15 protein-coding genes are annotated in these 18,148 nt (G+C 65.4%); 9 read left to right on the forward strand and 6 right to left on the reverse strand.

Annotated elements, in window-relative coordinates:
• Positions 1-91 precede the first annotated feature (91 nt).
• The 5 genes from cbbX (at position 92) to DCM80_RS20135 (ending at position 5,398) form a co-directional block, all read left to right on the forward strand.
• Positions 92-1,024, forward strand: coding sequence for a CbbX protein (gene cbbX, locus DCM80_RS20115; RefSeq protein ID WP_257193296.1), 933 nt, complete (start codon positions 92-94; stop codon positions 1,022-1,024).
• Complete coding sequence (gene rpe, locus DCM80_RS20120) at positions 1,021-1,758, forward strand: ribulose-phosphate 3-epimerase (RefSeq protein ID WP_257193297.1); 738 nt, start codon at positions 1,021-1,023, stop codon at positions 1,756-1,758. Before cbbX ends, rpe begins: the two co-directional genes overlap by 4 nt.
• A gap of 187 nt (positions 1,759-1,945) precedes the next feature.
• The gene (locus DCM80_RS20125) at positions 1,946-3,097 is read left to right on the forward strand and encodes an FIST signal transduction protein (RefSeq protein ID WP_257193298.1); all 1,152 of its coding nucleotides are present in this window, start codon (positions 1,946-1,948) and stop codon (positions 3,095-3,097) included.
• On the forward strand, positions 3,094-4,971 hold the full coding sequence (locus DCM80_RS20130; protein ID WP_257193300.1) for a bifunctional diguanylate cyclase/phosphodiesterase: 1,878 nt from the start codon (positions 3,094-3,096) through the stop codon (positions 4,969-4,971). The genes DCM80_RS20125 and DCM80_RS20130 overlap by 4 nt, the downstream gene beginning before the upstream one ends.
• Positions 4,972-5,185: 214 nt before the next feature.
• The gene (locus DCM80_RS20135; RefSeq protein ID WP_126256719.1) at positions 5,186-5,398 is read left to right on the forward strand and encodes a hypothetical protein; all 213 of its coding nucleotides are present in this window, start codon (positions 5,186-5,188) and stop codon (positions 5,396-5,398) included.
• Between the two features lie 14 nt (positions 5,399-5,412).
• Here DCM80_RS20135 and DCM80_RS20140 read toward each other — a convergent pair whose 3' ends face one another.
• Positions 5,413-6,249, reverse strand: coding sequence for a universal stress protein (locus DCM80_RS20140; protein ID WP_257193302.1), 837 nt, complete (start codon positions 6,247-6,249; stop codon positions 5,413-5,415).
• 206 nt (positions 6,250-6,455) lie between these two features.
• Here DCM80_RS20140 and DCM80_RS20145 point away from each other — a divergent pair, with 206 nt between their 5' ends.
• Positions 6,456-8,003, forward strand: a complete 1,548-nt coding sequence (locus DCM80_RS20145; protein WP_257193304.1) for a Do family serine endopeptidase — start codon at positions 6,456-6,458, stop codon at positions 8,001-8,003.
• A gap of 263 nt (positions 8,004-8,266) precedes the next feature.
• Complete coding sequence (locus tag DCM80_RS20150) at positions 8,267-8,629, forward strand: hypothetical protein (RefSeq protein ID WP_257193305.1); 363 nt, start codon at positions 8,267-8,269, stop codon at positions 8,627-8,629.
• Between the two features lie 12 nt (positions 8,630-8,641).
• On the opposite strand, the gene DCM80_RS20155 is transcribed toward DCM80_RS20150, so the two are convergent.
• Complete coding sequence (locus DCM80_RS20155; protein WP_257193306.1) at positions 8,642-8,944, reverse strand: DUF6496 domain-containing protein; 303 nt, start codon at positions 8,942-8,944, stop codon at positions 8,642-8,644.
• Positions 8,945-9,039: 95 nt separating this feature from the next.
• Positions 9,040-9,234 (reverse strand): DUF3072 domain-containing protein, encoded by a 195-nt coding sequence (locus DCM80_RS20160; RefSeq protein WP_257193307.1) that lies wholly within the window; start codon positions 9,232-9,234, stop codon positions 9,040-9,042.
• A gap of 115 nt (positions 9,235-9,349) precedes the next feature.
• Between DCM80_RS20160 and DCM80_RS20165 the strand changes: the two genes are divergently transcribed.
• Positions 9,350-9,571, forward strand: a complete 222-nt coding sequence (locus DCM80_RS20165; RefSeq protein WP_257193308.1) for a hypothetical protein — start codon at positions 9,350-9,352, stop codon at positions 9,569-9,571.
• Positions 9,572-9,596: 25 nt separating this feature from the next.
• On the opposite strand, the gene DCM80_RS20170 is transcribed toward DCM80_RS20165, so the two are convergent.
• Entirely contained in the window at positions 9,597-9,854 is a 258-nt protein-coding gene (locus DCM80_RS20170) for a hypothetical protein (protein WP_257193310.1), read from the reverse strand.
• A gap of 141 nt (positions 9,855-9,995) precedes the next feature.
• Between DCM80_RS20170 and DCM80_RS20175 the strand changes: the two genes are divergently transcribed.
• On the forward strand, positions 9,996-10,217 hold the full coding sequence (locus DCM80_RS20175; RefSeq protein WP_257193311.1) for a hypothetical protein: 222 nt from the start codon (positions 9,996-9,998) through the stop codon (positions 10,215-10,217).
• An 88-nt stretch (positions 10,218-10,305) separates the two neighbouring features.
• Here the strand turns inward: DCM80_RS20175 and DCM80_RS20180 are convergent, their stop codons facing one another.
• Positions 10,306-11,796: an HWE histidine kinase domain-containing protein gene (locus DCM80_RS20180; protein ID WP_257193312.1), complete on the reverse strand. Its 1,491-nt coding sequence runs from the start codon at positions 11,794-11,796 to the stop codon at positions 10,306-10,308.
• A 13-nt stretch (positions 11,797-11,809) separates the two neighbouring features.
• Entirely contained in the window at positions 11,810-18,106 is a 6,297-nt protein-coding gene (locus DCM80_RS20185) for a HAMP domain-containing protein (protein WP_257193313.1), read from the reverse strand.
• Positions 18,107-18,148 lie beyond the last annotated feature (42 nt).

An 18,148-nucleotide genomic window follows, 5' to 3' on the forward strand; every position in this document is an offset into this window, starting at 1 on the left:
CCTCCGCGCGGAGCTCTCCCTGCTCCGCATCCTTGGCGGACCACTGCTTCGCCGCTCCCCCGCGGCGAAGCTCCTTTCTTCGAGGGTAGCCATGCTGGACGTTCCCCACGCAGCCACGACCGAGCCCGGTGAGACCCATTTCGATCTCCGCAAGGAGGCCGAAGCGGCCGGCATCACCGAGACGCTGCAACAGCTCGATCGGGAGCTGATCGGATTGAAGCCCGTCAAAAGCCGCGTGCGCCAGATCGCGTCACTGCTGCTGATCGAGCGGATCCGGCAGCGCGCGGGGCTGGCGTCCGCACCACCGACGCTGCACATGTCGTTCACCGGCAATCCCGGTACCGGCAAGACCACGGTGGCGCTGCGCATGGCCAAGATCCTGCACGGTCTCGGCTTCGTGCGGCGCGGGCAGGTAATCTCCGTGACGCGCGACGATCTCGTCGGCCAATATATCGGCCACACCGCGCCGAAGACCAAGGAGATCCTGAAGAAGGCGATGGGCGGCGTGCTGTTCATCGACGAAGCCTATTACCTGCATCGGCCCGACAACGAGCGCGACTACGGTCAGGAAGCCATCGAGATCCTGCTCCAGGTGATGGAGAACCAGCGCGAGGACCTCGTCGTGATCCTCGCTGGCTACGGCGAGCGCATGACGAGCTTCTTCGCCTCCAATCCCGGCTTCCGTTCCCGCATCGCCCACCACATCGAATTCCCCGACTATGCCGAGGCCGAGCTGCTCGTCATCGCCGAGCTGATGCTGAAGGAGCGGGGTTATCGCTTTTCGGCGCCAGCGCGCGAGGCATTCGAGAAATACATCGCGCTGCGCCGGACCCAGCCGTTCTTCTCCAATGCCCGCTCGATCCGCAACGCCGTCGACCGCATCCGGCTGCGTCAGGCCGATCGCCTGGTGTCCGATCTCGACCGCATGCTCGATGTCGCCGATCTCGAAACCATCGATCCCCTGGACGTCCTGGCCAGCCGCGTCTTCAACGGCGGCACTGAAGCGCGGAGTGCAAAGCCATGACGGCAGAGATCGTCATCGCTCCTTCGATCCTGGCTGCGGATTTCGCGCGTCTCGGCGAGGAGGTCGCGGCAATCGACACGGCCGGCGCCGACTGGATCCATTGCGACGTCATGGATGGACACTTCGTGCCGAACATCAGCTTTGGCGCCGATGTCATCAAGGCGATCCGGCCGGCGACGAAAAAGATCTTCGACGTGCATCTCATGATCGCGCCTGTCGACCCATATCTCGAAGCGTTCGCCAAGGCCGGAGCGGATGTCATCACGGTGCACGCCGAGGCCGGCCCGCATCTCGATCGCTCACTCCAGGCGATCCGTGCGCTTGGCAAGAAGGCCGGCGTCAGCCTGTGTCCGGCGACGCCCGAGAGCGCCATCACCTACGTGCTCGATCGGGTCGATCTCGTGCTGGTGATGACGGTCAATCCGGGATTTGGCGGCCAGTCGTTCCTTCAATCCCAGCTCGGGAAGATCGAGCGGATCAAGGCCATGATCGGCGACCGGCCGATCCGGCTCGAGGTCGACGGCGGTATCACGCGCGACAATGCCGCTGCCGTGGCGGCGGCGGGCGCCGATACGCTGGTTGCGGGTTCCGCGGTGTTTCGCGGCAAGAGTGTTGCCGACTATGCCGCAAATATCCAGGCCATTCGCATCGCCGCCGAGACGGGCCGGGTTCCAGATCGGCTAGATCATGCTGTGCAGCCAATGCGCCTCGGCGAAGGCGCGCGCACCCGGTAGATTACGGTCCGGAACAGAAGTCGACGGCTCGGCGCGGGAACTTCCCGGAGTCTTACGGAGAATGTTGGCACGACTCGGCAATACCTTCATGCCGGGGTAACCAACGGTGTCGAAGTCCGCATGCGATTAACGGCGACACAATGCGCCGCCTCACAATCTGTGGTTCAAGGACTGCAGAGGGCGTGGGATGCAGATTCAATATCGTCACTGGAATGCTGCCCATGGCTGGCGCGGAGCGGAGGCCCTGCGCGAGCCTCCGCAGCTCGTGCTTTATTTCGGCAGCCGTGAGCAGCTGCTGGACGGCGAACGTTATCGCGAGCTGCGCGATCTCTATCCCGATAGCCATATCGTCGGCTGTAGCACCGGCGGACAAATCCATGGCGACGACATCTGCGATGATGAAGTGGTCGCGGTCGCCTTGCGCTTCGCGCACACGCAGGTCCGGCTGGTGCAGAACGTCGTCGAAGCTCGCGATGCGTCGCGGACCTGCGGCGCGCGCCTCGCCCGCCAGGTCCTGGCGGCGGATTTGGCAGGCCTGTTCGTCCTGTCGGACGGACTGGCGGTGAACGGGGGCGAGCTGCTTGCCGGACTCACTGAAGTCCTGGGGCCGGATTTGCCTGTCACCGGCGGGCTCGCCGGCGATGGAGCCCGATTTCAACAGACGATCGTCGGAGCCGACGCGGAGCCGTCGCCGAACCGCGTCGCCGCAATCGCATTCTACGGCGCCGCGTTCCGCTTCGCGCATGGCTGCGCCGGCGGCTGGGATGTGTTCGGGCCCCGTCGCAAGGTCACGAAGGCGTCGGGGTCTGTGGTCGTCGAGCTCGACGGCGAGCCGTCGCTGGACCTCTACACCCGCTATCTCGGCGAGGAGGAGGCCGAGGCGATGCCGGGTTCGGGTCTGGCATTCCCCTTGCGCATTCACGACGAGGCTGAGCCGAACCGGCAGATCGTGCGCTCGGTGTTCGCGGTGGACCGCGATGCCCGCACTCTGACATTCGCCGCCGACATTCCGGAAGGATGCACCGCGCAATTGATGCGCGCCAATTTCGACAGTCTCGCCGCCGGTGCGGGCGAGGCGGGCAGGCAGGCGCGCAGCGCACTCTCGGACGGGGTCGACGGCGACAAGCTCGCCATCCTGGTGAGCTGCACCGGCCGCCGCAGGGTGATGGGACAGCGCACGCAGGACGAGCTGGATGCCGTTGCCGCCGAGCTCGGCGAGGACGTCGTCCGGATCGGATTCTACTCCTACGGTGAGTTCGCGCCGCCGGCCGCGTCCGGCCGCTGCGAACTGCACAACCAGACCATGACGGTCACCGTCATCGGGGAGGCGGCAGCTTGACCACGCATCGGTTGCTCGCAAGACAGATCCGCCAGGCGACGGACGAATCCGGACAGGTCGATCTGACCAGGCTCGGTGAACTCGTCAGCGCGGCCTATGAGGAAAGCGACCGCGATCGCCGCCGCACCGACCGGGCGATCAAGCTGATGATCGAGGAGCTCGAGCAGACGCATAAACGCGCCGAACAGGATCTGCTGCGGGCGCGCGAATTCCTCGACAGCATCATCGAGAATATCCCGATCGCGGTATTCGCCAAGGATGCCAAGGACTCCCGCTACGTTCTGCTCAACCGCGCCGGCGAAGAATATTACGGAGTGCCGCGCGAGGAGATGCTGGGCAAGACTCCGGCCGAGATCTTTCCGGAGAATGTCGCCCGCGTCGTCAACGAGCAGGATCGCCGCGTCGTCGATAGCGGCACACCGATGATCCTGGAGGGGCATCTGCTCGATGTCGGCGTCAAGGGCCGCGATCGTCTCGTCAATTCGCGCAAGCTGCTGATCAGGGACGGTGATGGCGCGCCGCAATATCTGGTCGGCGTGATTGAGGACGTTACCGAGAGGATCACGAACGAGGCGCGGATCAGCCATCTTGCGCACCATGACGCGTTGACCGACCTGCCGAACCGCAGCGCCTTCAACGCCGCGCTCGGCGAGCGACTGGAGCTGGCCCAGGAGGCGGCGACCAGCTTTGCCGTGCTCAGCCTCGACCTCGACCGCTTCAAGGAGGTCAACGACGTGTTCGGCCATCCCGTCGGCGACATGTTGATGCGGGCGGCGGCGGACCGGCTCGCCGCGGAAGCCGACGACGCCTTCGTCGCCCGTATCGGCGGCGACGAGTTCATGATCCTGATGCCCGACCACGTCAGCCGAGAGGACGTTCAGGCGCTCGCCGAACGCCTGGTCGAGACGATCGGCAAGGAGCTCGAGGTCGACGATTATCTCCTCCCCGTCGGTCTCAGCGTCGGCATTGCGTTCTATCCGGACGACGGCGTCAATGCCGCCACGCTGCTCGCCAACGCCGATTCAGCCCTCCATCGTGCCAAGCGCGAGGGCAGGGGGCGGGTCCGCTTCTTCGAATCCGATATGGACCAGGAGCTGCGCGACCGCAGGCTGTTGCAGCACGATCTGCGGCAGGCGCTGGAGCAGAACCAGTTCCTGGTCTACTTCCAGCCGCAGGCGCGGATCGATGGCGAGGTCATCGGCTTCGAGGCTCTGCTGCGCTGGAATCATCCGACGCGCGGCTTCGTGCCGCCGGACCGGTTCATTCCGCTTGCAGAGGAGAACGGGCTGATCGTCGAGATCGGCGAATGGGTCTTGCGCGAAGCGTGCCGCGAGGCGGCGTCCTGGCCGCGGCCGCTGCAGGTTGCGGTCAATCTGTCGCCGGTCCAGTTTCAGGCCGGCGATCTCGAGCGTTCGATTCATCAAATCCTGCTGGAAACGGGGCTGACGCCGACACGGCTCGAGGTCGAGATCACCGAGGGGGTGCTGATCGGCGATTTCACCGGCGCGCTCCACCTGCTGCGGCGGCTGAAGGCGCTCGGCATCCGCATCGCGATGGACGATTTCGGCACCGGCTATTCCTCGCTGTCCTATCTCCAGTCGTTCCCGTTCGACAAGATCAAGATCGATCGCGGTTTCATCTCCAATCTGGACGCCTCGCCGCAATCGGCCGAGATCGTCCGCGCGGTCCTGAGCCTTGCGCACGCCCTGAACATGCCGGTCATTGCCGAAGGGGTCGAGACGGAAGCGCAGCGTACCTTCCTGGCGCGCGAGGCCTGCGAGGAGATGCAGGGCTACCTGGTCGGCCGGCCCGACCTGATCGAGCGCTATCTCGACCTGGTCGGAATGAATGTGCAGCGCCGGCACTATGCCTAGAGCGCGAGGTCATCGCGCCTCAGCGGATCATGCTTTGGGCCCTGAGGTCCGGCGACGCGGTGCCGGCGTCTGCCAGCACCGTTTGGAACTTTGGCCCGGACATATATTTCCTACCAGCGAGCCGAAGTCAGGCGCGCAGCAAATCTTTTGCACCACCGCCATCGGCCTGACGCAAATGAGGGCAATAAGCTCTGCAAATGCGAGGGAGGGTCTCATGGAGAACGTACGTCGCTACCGGGCGCTGGCGTCCCTCTGTCGTCAGCAGGCAGCCTACCGGCCGCTTCAGAACTGGGAACTCCTCGGCCAGGCCGAACATTTCGAATATCTCGCCGAGGTCGAGCTCAAGGCGCATTTCGACGCCTGCAACGTGCAACACGACGAGGGCGCCGCAACGCCCCCGACGTGGGAGACCCCCGTCGCGGCGTGACGGCGCCTGTCGTCTCAGTGCGACATCAGCGTCGGGACCGTCATGGCTTCCAGCATGGCGCGGGTGACGCCGCCGAGAACGCGTTCCTGCAGTCGCGAATGGCCGTAGCCGCCCATCACCAGGAGATCGAGCCCCTCGTCGGCCGCGAGCGACAGGATGGTCGGCTGGATGTCGGCGCGCGTCGCCGACAGGCCGACCGTGCGGGTCGACAGTCCACGCCGGCCGAGATGCTTTGCCAGGTTGCTCGCTGAAGCTTCGTCGGAGACCGCGTTCGACTCGTTGATGGTGATGATCACGATCTCATCGGCGCGCGCCAGGAACGGTGCTGCGTCGTGCACGGCGCGGGCGGCGACGCGGCTGCCGTCCCAGCAGATGCCGATCCGCCCCGCCTTGAACGCTCCATGGAACGTGTAAGGCAGGAACAACACCGGGCCGCCCGACTGGAACAGGATCTCGCCCGGAATGTCGTTGTCGAATGAGCCTTGCGCCGGATCGGGCTGCAGCACGACGCTGAGGTCGTGCAGCCGCGCCATCTCGCCGATCGCGCCGGCTGCGTCCGCCGGGATCGCGCCGAGCGGGCGGCAGGCGTAGGAGACGCCGGCGTTCGCCGCTTCGATCTCGAAGACTGAGAGCGCGGCCTCGGCCCGCTCCACGGCGCGCTCGCGTTCCAGCTCGAACACGGCCGCCACAGCGGCGCCGCCCTCCATCACATAAGCCGCACTTGTCGCGACATAGCCGACCGCGACCGCGTCGAGATGGGCGTTGAACTGCGCCGCGAGCGAAACCGAGCCATCGATCGCGGCACGCATGGGGCGTTCGGTGGGAATGTGGACGAGAATGTCTTTGTACATGGGGTGCCTCCGATGGACATCATCCGGTGGCCGCAGTCTTTCACTGCCCGGCGGACCCGCGTTGAGCTGCATCAAATGCGCGGGACGACCTCGCGGCAGCCATCGCTCGTTCTTTGCCAAGATTTAATCGGATGGACGGGACGCCGTAAGGTGACGATGTCCATGTTGGTTTCAAGGCGACACCCATCCAACATGGACATTCCGACATGAACGATCGCGCCAATTTCGACACCCCGACTTCCCGCAAGATTTTGAGGCCGCGCCGGCTCGCGCTGCTTGGCACCGTGGCCGCGCTCGGCGTGGCCGTGCTGGCGGCTTCACCCGGCGCCCCAAAGTTCGGCCCGATCTCCTTCGTCGCGCCGGCCCAGGCCGCCGAGACCGCCGCGACGCCGCCGGGCTTCGGCGACCTCGTCAGCAAGGTCAAGCCGGCCGTCATCTCGGTGCGGGTCAGGATCGACCAGGACAACGACAAGAGCGCCATGCTGCAACAGAACCGGATGGATTCCGACGGGGAGACGCCGTTCGACCAGTTCTCGCGGCAGTTCGGCTTCCGCTTCCCGGGCGAGCCGAACGGCATGCCGCGCCAGCGCCATCAGATGATCACCGGCGAAGGCTCCGGCTTCTTCATCTCCGCCGACGGCTATGCCGTGACCAACAACCACGTCGTCGACCACGCCGCCTCGGTGCAGGTGACGATGGATGACGGCACCAGCTACACCGCGAAGGTCGTCGGCACCGACCCGAAGACGGATCTCGCGCTGATCAAGGTCGACGGCAAAAGGGACTTTCCGTTCGTCACATTCTCCGACCAGAAGCCGCGCATCGGCGACTGGGTGGTCGCGGTCGGCAATCCCTTCGGCCTCGGCGGCACCGTGACCGCCGGCATCGTCTCGGCCAGCGGCCGCGACATCGGCAACGGGCCCTATGACGACTTCATCCAGATCGACGCGCCCATCAACAAGGGCAATTCCGGGGGCCCGGCCTTCGACATGAACGGCAACGTGATCGGCGTGAACACCGCGATCTTTTCGCCCTCCGGCGGCTCGGTCGGCATCGGCTTCGACATTCCGGCCTCGACCGCAAAGCTCGTCGTCGCGCAGCTCAAGGACAAGGGCGCGGTCACCCGCGGCTGGCTCGGCGTGCAGGTGCAGCCGGTGACCGCCGACATCGCCGACAGCCTCGGCCTGAAGGAGGCGCGCGGCGCCATCGTCGACAATCCGCAGGACGGCAGCCCGGCGGCCAAGGCCGGCATCGCCGCGGGTGACGTCATCACCGCCGTCAACGGCACTGCGATCAAGGACTCCCGCGATCTCGCCCGCACCATTGCCACCCTGGCCCCGGGCAGCTCGGTGAAGCTCGACGTCTTCCACAACGGCACGACCAAGACGTTGACGCTCGTCCTCGGCGAGTTGCCGAACGAGCGGCAGGCCAAGGCAAGTGGCGATGCCGACCAGGGCAGAGAGCAGCCGAGAGCCGGCACGCCGCGTCTCGGGCTCGGCCTGGCTCCAGCGGCTGAGGTCCAGGGCGCCGGTCAGAAGGGCGTTGTCGTCACCGAGGTCGATCCGCAAGGGCCGGCGGCGCAGCGCGGCATCCAGACCGGCGACGTCATCCTCAATGTCGGCGGCAAGGCCGTGGCCAATGTCGGCGACGTCCGCTCCGAGCTGGCGGAGGCCAAATCGTCCGGCAAGCGCAGCGTGCTGCTGCAGGTCAGAAGCGCCGAGGCGACGAGGTTCGTCGCGGTCCCGCTCGCCTGAGGCGAGCAGCTATCGGCAGACATCAAGAAGGCGGCCCTCGGGCCGCCTTCTTCGTTCGCCGTCACGACTTGCGACGCAATCGATAACATTCTCGTTAACGGCAGGGATGGTGACCCGGTTCATACGAAAAAGCCGTGTTCGCCCATCACACTTCGAACTTGCCCGCCGCGGCAATGACGCCGCGAACGGGTTGCAAGCGTGGAACTTCGTACCCCCGGCCGCTTTGTGGAACTGCCGATGGTTCGGATTTGATCGGTGCCGACATGGATCGATTGAAGCTCTCGCTGAGGGGTGCGCTGCTTGCGGCGCCGTTCGTGCTTTGGGACGGAACCGCGCTCGGTCGCGAAGACGGCCGCTACGCGAACTCGCCGCTGAAGCCGTGGTTCGACAGCCTGCGCAGCCACCTCGGTCCATGCTGCTCGGACGCCGACGGTTTTGCCGTCGCTGATCCCGACTGGGAATCGCACAACGGGCGTTATCGCGTGCGTCTCGACGGCGAGTGGATCGACGTGCCGGACGAAGCCGTCATCACCGAGCCGAACCGCGCCGGCCGCACCATGGTGTGGCCGGTGAAGACCGCGTTCGGCGTCTCGATCCGCTGCTTTATGCCGGGCAGCATGATCTGAGACGGGACAGCGTCAACGCTTGCTGGATTTGCGCTTCGACGATTTCTTCGACGATTTCTTGGACGATTTCTTGGCTGTCTTCCTGGTCGCCCGCTTCTTGGACGACGTCTTCTTGGCAGCCTTCTTCGGGACCTTCTTCCCCTTCTTGCGCGCCTTCGACAGCCCGATCGCGATCGCCTGCTTGCGGCTCTTCACGCGCCCGCCACGGCCTTTGCGGCCGCTCTTGGCGGTGCCCTTCTTGTAGCGCCGCATCTCGCTTTCGACCTCGCTGCCGGAGCTGGGCGAGTAGCGGCGTTTCTTTGCCTTGCGTGCCATGCATGATTCTCCGTTGGCTCAGGAAAACCATCCGGACCCACCATGGTTCCGAAACAGCAGGCCAAGGCCAGGTGCACGCCTAGCCAGGTGGACCCCTAGAAGGAGTTCGCCAGCTCGATCTCGGCTTCCAGCACCTGGATGCGCCGCGCGGCCTCGGTGAAGGACAGATCGCGCGCATATTGGGCGGGCTGATAGGCCTCTTCGCTCAACCGTTTCAGCCTCAGCCCCTGCGCCCGGGTCATCTGCTCGGCGAGAAAGATCCTGGCGTCGTATTTACCTTTAACCTGCATCCGGCGTCTCCATCTTCAAATCCTGGCTTGACTATATGTTCTTATTTTGTTCTAACAAGCCATGGACAACAGAATTAATGAAATTCGACGTAAAATCAGCGCCTTGAGGCTGGAGATGGCCGATGTCGAGGCGTCCGTGCGGGATCGCATCAACGGGGATCGCGATTGCGCCGAACAGGCGCTGGCGCAGCTGGAGCTGCGCCGAAAGATCACCTTGCTGATCGGCGAATGGAAGGCGGCCGGCGGCGCCGATGTCCTGCCCGACGTCCACGACCGGGTACGCCTACGTCTCGTGAAGACAGCCGGCAAGCCCGAGCGCGCGGCCTCCCGGCGCTGAGGGAGCTCCGCGCCTCACGCGCGCTTCAAGATTGCTTGTCCTCGGCGATGATGAACACGACGCCGGTGAGTGTCGCGCCGATCGCGAAGGTCGTCACCAATGTGAGAGCGAAGACGATCACGGTCTGGCTTCCGCCGTTGGCAAGCAGGCTGGCGACAGCCGGATTGCACAGGATCAGCGCGAGACTGAAGACGAGGCCGAGGGCTGCGCCCATCAATGCGTGCGTCATCAGCTTGATGAGGCCGGTCGCAGAAATCAGGTCTGACGACTTTTTTGTGCGCATGGGAACTGCATCCCGATTTGGCATGCCAACGCGGGCGGCAATCCACTGTTCCTGAGGAATGAAGGAATTGTCATCGACCGCTTCATCCGACGTTCATGCCGGGCTTGCGAGGATGGGGCCCAGCAAAACGGGAACATCGATATGGGTAAGGTGGTCTTTCTCTATCGCTCGCTGGCCTATCGCAACGCGGCCGCGGACATCCTCCACAAGGCCCGCAAGCTGCCGCGCGGGGCGGAGCGAAGCGCGGCGCGCCGCTATGCCAGGGCATTGCGCGATCTCGCCCAGACGGAAGCCTGGCTCGAGGGGCGCGTTGCGCGCGACCCGCGAATGGCGCGACGCATGACGAGCGCCGCGTCCGGCTGATGCTTTTTTCCGCTCCGTCGGAAACGGAACGGACGCACTCGCTTATCGCCTTGGCGTATCCACTCGATGCGAACCGGTCGCCATTCCGCTAACCGGATGCGCGCTGCAATTCGGCGGAGCCGGCATCCTCGAACTTCCCGGATGGGGCCGTCGCCCCCGTCTTGCGGGTCAATGGCACCTCAAGGCGGCACAACAGGCCCTCGGCGCGCCAATCGAACCGCGCTTGCCCGCCGAGCTGGGACTCGACGCTCGCCAGCAGGCTCCGCGTACCGAAGCCGCGCGATTTCGGAGGCATGACGAGCGGACCGCCCGATTCCTCCCAGCTCAGCGTCAGCAATTGCTCCTCGACCTGCCAGCCGATCGTGAGCCGTCCCGATCTGGTCGAGAGGGCGCCGTACTTGGCCGAGTTGGTGAAGAGCTCGTGCAGGGCGAGCGCCAGCGTCTGGGCCGTGGTCGGCAGCAATTGGACCTCCGGACCTGCCAATATGATCTGGCCGCCGAGCGAGTAGGGCGCCAGCTCCTCGTCGATCAGCCTGGAGAGCTCGGCACCCTGCCAGCTCGACAGCGACAGGATGGTGTGCACGCGCGCCAGCGCATTGATGCGTCCCTCGACGGCGTTGACATAGGCCTTGACCTCGTCGGCCCGGGTGAGACGCACGATCGACTGCGCCAGGGCCAGCGCATTCTTGGCGCGGTGATCGACCTCCCGCGCCAGCAGGTTCTGCCGTTCCTCGGCACGCTTGCGTTCGGTGATATCCACGGTGACGCCGCTGACGCGGACGACGCGACCGCTATCGTCCACCGTTGCCGCCGCCGTACCGACGCACCAGCGCACCTCGCTGTCGGGCCGCATGATGCGGAACTCGGTCTCGTAGGCCCGCGTGCCCCTGTTGAACTCGGCGATCGCCTTGCGCAGCTGGTCGACGTCGTCGGGATGCAGCAGCGCTTGAACGTTGGCGGGGTTGACCTCGAAGCTTTCGGGGTTGACGCCGAAGATGCGATACTGCCCTTCGTCCCACATCCAGTCGCCGCTGATCCAGTCCCAATCCCAGGATCCCATCTTGCCGGCTGCGATCGCCATGCTGCGCCGTTGTTCGCTCTCGCGCAGCTTGGCCGTGGAGTTCTCCAGTTCCGCCGTGCGGGCGCGGACGCGATCCTCGAGCTCCTGGTTCAGCCGTTCGAGCTCGCGGGTCTTGCGGTAGAGCTCGGCAAACACCTTGATCTTGGCGCGCAGCACTTCCGGCACGACCGGGACCGGCACGTAATCGACCGCGCCCATCTCGTAGCCGCGCAACCGGTCGATGTCGCTGACCTGGATGGCGGAGATGAAGATCATCGCGGTCTTCTGGAAGCGTGGATGCTCGCGGATCATCGCGGCGAGCTCGAAGCCGTCGAGCTCGGGCATGCAGACGTCGACGAGGATCACCGCGATCTCGGTCTTGAGCAGGACCTCCAGCGCCTCGCGGCCCGAGGAGGCGATCACCAGGTTCTCGCCGAGATCCTTCAAGATCACCTCATAGGCGAGCAGCTTGGCGGGCTGGTCGTCGACGAGGAGGATATTGACCTTTTCGTGGTCCATACGCGCATCCAACTCAGCGGTGCAGCCACATGCGGATCGCAAGCAGCAATTGATCGGTGTTGACGGGTTTGGCGAGGTAGTCGGACGCGCCGGCCTCCAGGCATTTCTCGCGGTCACCCTTCATCGCCTTGGCGGTCAGCGCGATGATCGGAAGGCGGGCGAAAGCCGGGTTTTCGCGAATGACGCCGATGGTCTGATAGCCATCCATCTGCGGCATCATGATGTCCATCAGAACGATGGCGATTTCCGGATTGGATTCGACCAGCGTCACAGCCTCGCTGCCGGTCGTGGCCGTCAGCACCTTCATGCCGCGCCGTTCCAGCACGCTCGACAGCGCGAAGATGTTGCGGGCGTCGTCGTCGACGAGCAGGGCGGTCTTGCCGATCAGGTCCTCGTCGGAACTGTTCAGCTTCTCCAGCATGCGCTGCTTCTCGATCGGAAGCTCGGTGATGACGCGATGCAGGAACAGTGCGGTTTCGTCGAGCAAGCGTTCCGGCGATTCCACGCCCTTGACCACGATGCTGCGCGCCATGGTGTGGAGTTCCGCATCTTCCTCGGCCGAAAGCTCGCGGCCGGTGAAGACGACGACCGGGACGTTCGACAGTGTCTCGTCGTTTCGGATCTGATCCAGCACCTCGAAGCCGCTCATGTCGGGCAGGCGGAGGTCGAGCACCACGCAGTCGCAGGGCGTCTCGCGCAAGGTCGAGAGCGCACCGGCACCGGTGTCCGTCGTGACGATCTCGATGTCGTCGTGATGCAGCAGCGCGTGGATCGAGAGCTGCTCGGCCTCGTTGTCCTCGACGATCAACAACCGCTTGCGCCTGGGACGTGCATATTCCTTGATCTGGGCCAGCGCCGCGGAAACGCCTTCGGTCGTGGTCGGCTTGTTGACGAAGGAGAACGCGCCACGCGCCAGCGCATGCTGGCGGTCCTCGTCCAGCGTGATGATCTGCACGGGGATGTGGCGGGTCAGCGGATTGTGCTTGAGCTGGCTCAGCACGGTCCAGCCGAGCATGTCGGGCAGGAACACGTCGAGCGAGACGGCTCTCGGCTGGTATTGCTTGGCGAGCTCGAGCGCCTCCGCGCCGCGGGCGGCGACAAGCACCTTGAAGCCCTTGTCGCGGGCCAGATCGACCAGCACGCGGGCGTAGTGCGGATCGTCCTCGACGATCAGGAGAATGGTGTCACCGGGCTCGATGTTGAGCCGGTCGTCGGGAAGCTGCTCGATGACGCGCGGCTGGTCGGGTGCGGCCGTCTGTAGCGCCGGCGGCTGGCTGTGTTGCTGCGGCGCTGGCGCCGCGCGCGGCGCCAGCGTCGGGCCGGAATATTTGAGCGGCAGATAGAGCGTGAACGAGGATCCCTTGCCCGGCGAGCTGCGCAGATGGATCTCGCCGCCGAGCAGGCTCGCAAGTTCGCGGCTGATCGCAAGTCCGAGGCCGGTGCCGCCGTATTTGCGGCTGGTACCGGCGTCGGCCTGCTGGAACGCCTCGAAGATCAGCTTCTGCTTCTCCACGGGAATGCCGATGCCGGTATCGGACACTTCGAACGCGATCACGGCCGGTGCGGAGTTCAGCACCGGGTGATCCGTGCCCCAGCCGCCGACCGCGCCGGCGACCTTCAGGCGCACTTCGCCTTCGGCGGTGAACTTGAAGGCGTTGGAGAGCAGGTTCTTCAGCACCTGTTGCAAACGCTTGGAGTCGGTGACGATGCTGCGCGGCAGGTTCGGATCGACGTCGATCTTGAACGACAGGTTGCGGTTGTCCGCCTCGTGCCGGAACGGCCGGCCGACGGTCTCGAGCAGGTTCGCGGTCAGGATCTCCTCGGCGTCGACCGTCACCGTGCCGGATTCGATCTTGGACAGATCCAGAATGTCGCTGATGAGATTGAGCAGGTCGGTGCCGGCGCCGTGGATGGTGCGGGCGAATTCGACCTGCTTGGCCGAGAGGTTGCCGTCCGGATTGTCGGTGAGCTGCTGGCCGAGAATGAGGATCGAGTTCAGCGGCGTGCGCAGCTCGTGGCTCATATTGGCGAGGAATTCGGACTTGTACTTCGAGGTCAGCGCGAGCTCGGTCGCCTTCTCCTCGAGCGCGCGGCGGGCCTGCTCGATCTCCTGGTTCTTGCGTTCGACCTCGACGTTGCGCTCGGCAAGCTGCTGCGCCTTCTGCTCGAGCTGGTCGTTGGTCTGCTGCAGTTCGCGCTGCTGGGTCTGAAGCTCGCCGGCGAGCTGCTGCGACTGCTTGAGCAGGCCTTCGGTCTGCATCGTCGCTTCGATCGAATTGAGCACGATGCCGATGGAGTCGGTGAGCTGCTCCAGGAACGTCATCTGCGAGGTCGTGAAGGAGACGAGCGAAGCCAGCTCGATCACGGCCTTGACCTGGCCCTCGAACAGCACCGGCAGCACGACGAGGTTCTTCGGCGCGACGCGGAACAGCGCCGAGTTGATCGGCACCACGTCGGAGGGAATGTCGGCGACCACGCGCGGCCGCTTGTCGAGCGCGCACTGGCCGATCAGGCCGTCGCCGAATTGCAGCACGCGCTGATACGGATAGATGCCGTCGCTGGCGTAGGAGGCCAGCAGCAGCAGCTGCGGATTGTCCTCGCTCTCCACCTGGTAGATCACGCCGGTATGGGCGTTCACCAGCGGCGACAGCTCGGTGAGCAGCAGCCGGCCGACGGTGGCGAGATCGCGCTGGCCCTGAAGCATGTTGGTGAATTTCGCCAGGTTGGTCTTCAGCCAGTCCTGCTCGGTGTTCACGTCCGTCGTGAGACGGAGATTCGTGATCATCGTGTTGATGTTGTCTTTCAGCTCGGCGACCTCGCCGCGGGCGTCGACCTGGATCGACCGCGTCAGATCGCCCTTGGTCACGGCGGTCGCCACTTCTGCGATCGCGCGCACCTGCGAGGTGAGGTTGGCGGCGAGCAGGTTGACGTTGCCGGTGAGGTCCTTCCAGGTGCCGGCGGCACCGGGCACGTTGGCCTGGCCGCCGAGCCGGCCTTCGACGCCGACCTCGCGCGCCACCGACGTCACCTGGTCGGCGAAGGTGGCGAGCGTCTCGGTCATGTTGTTGATGGTGTCGGCGAGGGCGGCGACCTCGCCGCGTGACTTCATCGTCAGGTTCTGCTTGAGGTCGCCGTTGGCGACTGCGGTCACCACCTTGACGATGCCGCGGACCTGCTCGGTCAGGTTCGCAGCCATCAGGTTCACGGTGTCGGTGAGGTCCTTCCAGGTGCCGGCGACGCCGGGCACCTGGGCCTGGCCGCCGAGCTTGCCTTCTGTGCCGACCTCGCGCGCCACACGCGTGACCTCGCCGGCGAAGGCGTTGAGCTGGTCCACCATGGTGTTGATGGTGTTCTTCAGCTCGAGGATTTCGCCCTTGACGTCGACGGTGATCTTGCGGGAGAGGTCGCCGCGCGCCACCGCCGTGGTCACTTCGGCGATGTTGCGGACCTGTGTGGTGAGGTTCGCGGCCAGCAGGTTGACGTTGTCGGTGAGGTCCTTCCAGGTGCCGCCGACGCCGGGGACGACGGCCTGACCGCCGAGCCGGCCCTCGGTGCCGACCTCGCGCGCGACGCGCGTCACTTCGGCGGCGAACGAGCGGAGCTGCTCGACCATCGTGTTCAAGGTGTCCTTGAGCAGCAGGATCTCGCCGCGCACGTCCACCGTGATCTTCTTCGACAGGTCGCCGCCGGCGATCGCGGTCGCGACCTCGGCGATGTTGCGGACCTGGGCGGTGAGGTTCGAGGCCATGAAGTTGACGTTGTCGGTGAGGTCCTTCCAGGTGCCGGCGACGCCGGGCACCTCGGCCTGGCCGCCGAGCTTGCCTTCGGTGCCGACCTCGCGCGCCACGCGCGTCACTTCGCCGGCAAAGCCGTTGAGCTGGTCCACCATGGTGTTGATGGTGTTCTTCAGCTCGAGGATCTCGCCCTTCACGTCGACGGTGATCTTGCGCGACAAGTCGCCGCGCGCGACGGCTGTGGTCACCTCGGCGATGTTGCGGACCTGGGCGGTGAGGTTGCCCGCCATCGAGTTGACGCTGTCGGTGAGGTCTTTCCAGGTGCCCGCGACGCCGGGCACGTTGGCCTGACCGCCGAGACGGCCTTCGGTGCCGACCTCGCGCGCCACGCGCGTCACCTCGCCCGCGAAGCGGTTTAGCTGGTCGACCATCGTGTTCAGCGTGTCCTTGAGCTGAAGGATCTCGCCGCGCACGTCCACGGTGATCTTGCGCGACAGGTCGCCGCCGGCGATCGCGGTCGCGACTTCGGCGATGTTGCGGACCTGGGCGGTGAGGTTGCCCGCCATCGAGTTCACGGAATCGGTCAAGTCCTTCCAGGTGCCGGCGACGCCGGGCACGCCGGCCTGGCCGCCGAGCTTGCCGTCGGTGCCGACCTCGCGGGCGACGCGCGTCACTTCGCCGGCGAAAGCGTTGAGCTGGTCCACCATCGTGTTCAGGGTTTCCTTCAGCTGAAGGATTTCGCCCGACACGTTCACCGTGATCTTCTTCGACAAATCGCCCTTGGCGACCGCAGTCGCGACCTCGGCGATGTTGCGGACCTGTCCGGTCAGGTTCGAGGCCATCGAGTTGACGCTGTCGGTGAGATCCTTCCAGGTGCCGCCGACGCCGCGCACCACCGCCTGACCGCCGAGCTTGCCCTCGGTGCCGACCTCGCGCGCGACGCGCGTGACTTCGCCGGCGAAGGCGTTGAGCTGGTCGACCATCGTGTTGATAGTGTCCTTGAGCTCCAGGATCTCGCCGCGCACGTCCACCGTGATCTTCTTCGACAGATCGCCGCCGGCGACCGCGGTCGTCACCTCGGCGATGTTGCGGACCTGCGCGGTCAGGTTCGAGGCCATCGAATTGACGCTCTCGGTGAGGTCCTTCCAGGTGCCGGCGACGCCGAGCACGTTGGCCTGTCCGCCGAGCCTCCCTTCGGTGCCGACCTCGCGGGCGACGCGCGTCACTTCACCTGCGAAGGCATTGAGCTGGTCGACCATGGTGTTCAGCGTTTCCTTCAGCTGAAGGATTTCGCCCGAGACGTTCACCGTGATCTTCTTCGAGAGGTCGCCGCTCGCGATGGCCGTGGCGACGTCGGCGATGTTGCGGACCTGCGCGGTCAGGTTCGAGGCCATGAAGTTGACGTTGTCGGTGAGGTCCTTCCAGGTGCCGGCGACGCCGGGCACCTGGGCCTGGCCGCCGAGCTTGCCTTCGGTGCCGACCTCGCGCGCCACGCGTGTCACTTCCGAAGCGAACGAGTTGAGCTGGTCCACCATGGTGTTGATGGTGTCCTTCAGCTCCAGGATCTCGCCGCGCACGTCCACCGTGATCTTGCGCGACAGGTCGCCGCGCGCCACGGCGGTGGTGACGTTGGCGATGTTGCGCACCTGCGCGGTCAAATTGCCGCACATTGCGTTGACGGAGTCGGTCAGATCCTTCCAGGTGCCGGCGACGCCGGGCACGATGGCCTGGCCGCCGAGCTTGCCGTCGGTGCCGACCTCGCGCGCCACGCGCGTCACTTCGGAGGCGAACGAGCGGAGCTGGTCCACCATCGTGTTGATGGCTTCCTTGAGCTGCAGGATCTCGCCGCGGACGTCGACGGTGATCTTCTTGGAGAGGTCGCCATTGGCGACCGCGATCGTCACCTCGGCGATGTTGCGAACCTGGTTGGTCAGGTTGTTCGCCATCGAGTTGACGCTCTCGGTGAGGTCCTTCCAGACGCCGGTCACCTCCGGCACCTGGGCCTGGCCGCCGAGCTTGCCTTCGGTGCCGACTTCGCGCGCCACGCGCGTCACCTCGGAGGTGAACACGCCGAGCTGCTTGATCATGGTGTTGACGATGGTCGCCGATTGCAGGAACTCGCCGCGGAGCGGACGGCCGTCGACGTCGAGCTTGACGGTCTGGAGCAGGTCTCCTTGCGCGACGGCAGCGACCGCGCGCGTCACCTCGCGCGTCGGCCAAAGCAAATCGTCGATCAACGTGTTGACGGACCCTTCCATGTCGGCCCAGGAGCCCGAGGCGAGGCCGAATTTCACGCGCTGCCGAGTCTTGCCCTCGCGGCCGACCACCTGGCCGACCAGCTCGAGCTGCTGCGCCATGCGCTGGTTGGCGGCGATGATTTCGTTAAAAGTGTCGGCGATCTTGCCGTCGATGCCGAGGTAGTCGCCGCTCATGCGCACCGAGAAATCGCCGCTGCGCATGGCCTGCAGGGCCTGCAGCAATTCGGCCCGGGAATCCGGATCAGACGTACCGTTGGTTTTTGGCTTTGGGACGCGACGACCGGAGCGTGATGCAGTTCCGGGATCGAGGTCGCTCATACAATTTTCCCCCGCAGGCGTCGGCCGAATCCACGGCGAGAC

The sequence above is a fragment of the Bradyrhizobium sp. WBOS08 genome, assembly GCF_024585125.1.
Classification (GTDB): domain Bacteria; phylum Pseudomonadota; class Alphaproteobacteria; order Rhizobiales; family Xanthobacteraceae; genus Bradyrhizobium; species Bradyrhizobium japonicum_B.

Excerpts from the sequence above, each read along its gene's own strand:
- cbbX (WP_257193296.1), top strand. The coding sequence starts at position 92 with ATGCTGGACGTTCCCCACGCAGCCACGACCGAGCCCGGTGAGACCCAT.
- rpe (WP_257193297.1), top strand. The coding sequence starts at position 1,021 with ATGACGGCAGAGATCGTCATCGCTCCTTCGATCCTGGCTGCGGATTTC.
- DCM80_RS20125 (WP_257193298.1), top strand. The coding sequence starts at position 1,946 with ATGCAGATTCAATATCGTCACTGGAATGCTGCCCATGGCTGGCGCGGA.
- DCM80_RS20135 (WP_126256719.1), top strand. The coding sequence starts at position 5,186 with ATGGAGAACGTACGTCGCTACCGGGCGCTGGCGTCCCTCTGTCGTCAG.
- DCM80_RS20140 (WP_257193302.1), bottom strand. The coding sequence starts at position 6,249 with ATGTACAAAGACATTCTCGTCCACATTCCCACCGAACGCCCCATGCGT.
- DCM80_RS20145 (WP_257193304.1), top strand. The coding sequence starts at position 6,456 with ATGAACGATCGCGCCAATTTCGACACCCCGACTTCCCGCAAGATTTTG.
- DCM80_RS20150 (WP_257193305.1), top strand. The coding sequence starts at position 8,267 with ATGGATCGATTGAAGCTCTCGCTGAGGGGTGCGCTGCTTGCGGCGCCG.
- DCM80_RS20155 (WP_257193306.1), bottom strand. The coding sequence starts at position 8,944 with ATGGCACGCAAGGCAAAGAAACGCCGCTACTCGCCCAGCTCCGGCAGC.
- DCM80_RS20160 (WP_257193307.1), bottom strand. The coding sequence starts at position 9,234 with ATGCAGGTTAAAGGTAAATACGACGCCAGGATCTTTCTCGCCGAGCAG.
- DCM80_RS20165 (WP_257193308.1), top strand. The coding sequence starts at position 9,350 with ATGGCCGATGTCGAGGCGTCCGTGCGGGATCGCATCAACGGGGATCGC.
- DCM80_RS20170 (WP_257193310.1), bottom strand. The coding sequence starts at position 9,854 with ATGCGCACAAAAAAGTCGTCAGACCTGATTTCTGCGACCGGCCTCATC.
- DCM80_RS20175 (WP_257193311.1), top strand. The coding sequence starts at position 9,996 with ATGGGTAAGGTGGTCTTTCTCTATCGCTCGCTGGCCTATCGCAACGCG.
- DCM80_RS20180 (WP_257193312.1), bottom strand. The coding sequence starts at position 11,796 with ATGGACCACGAAAAGGTCAATATCCTCCTCGTCGACGACCAGCCCGCC.
- DCM80_RS20185 (WP_257193313.1), bottom strand. The coding sequence starts at position 18,106 with ATGAGCGACCTCGATCCCGGAACTGCATCACGCTCCGGTCGTCGCGTC.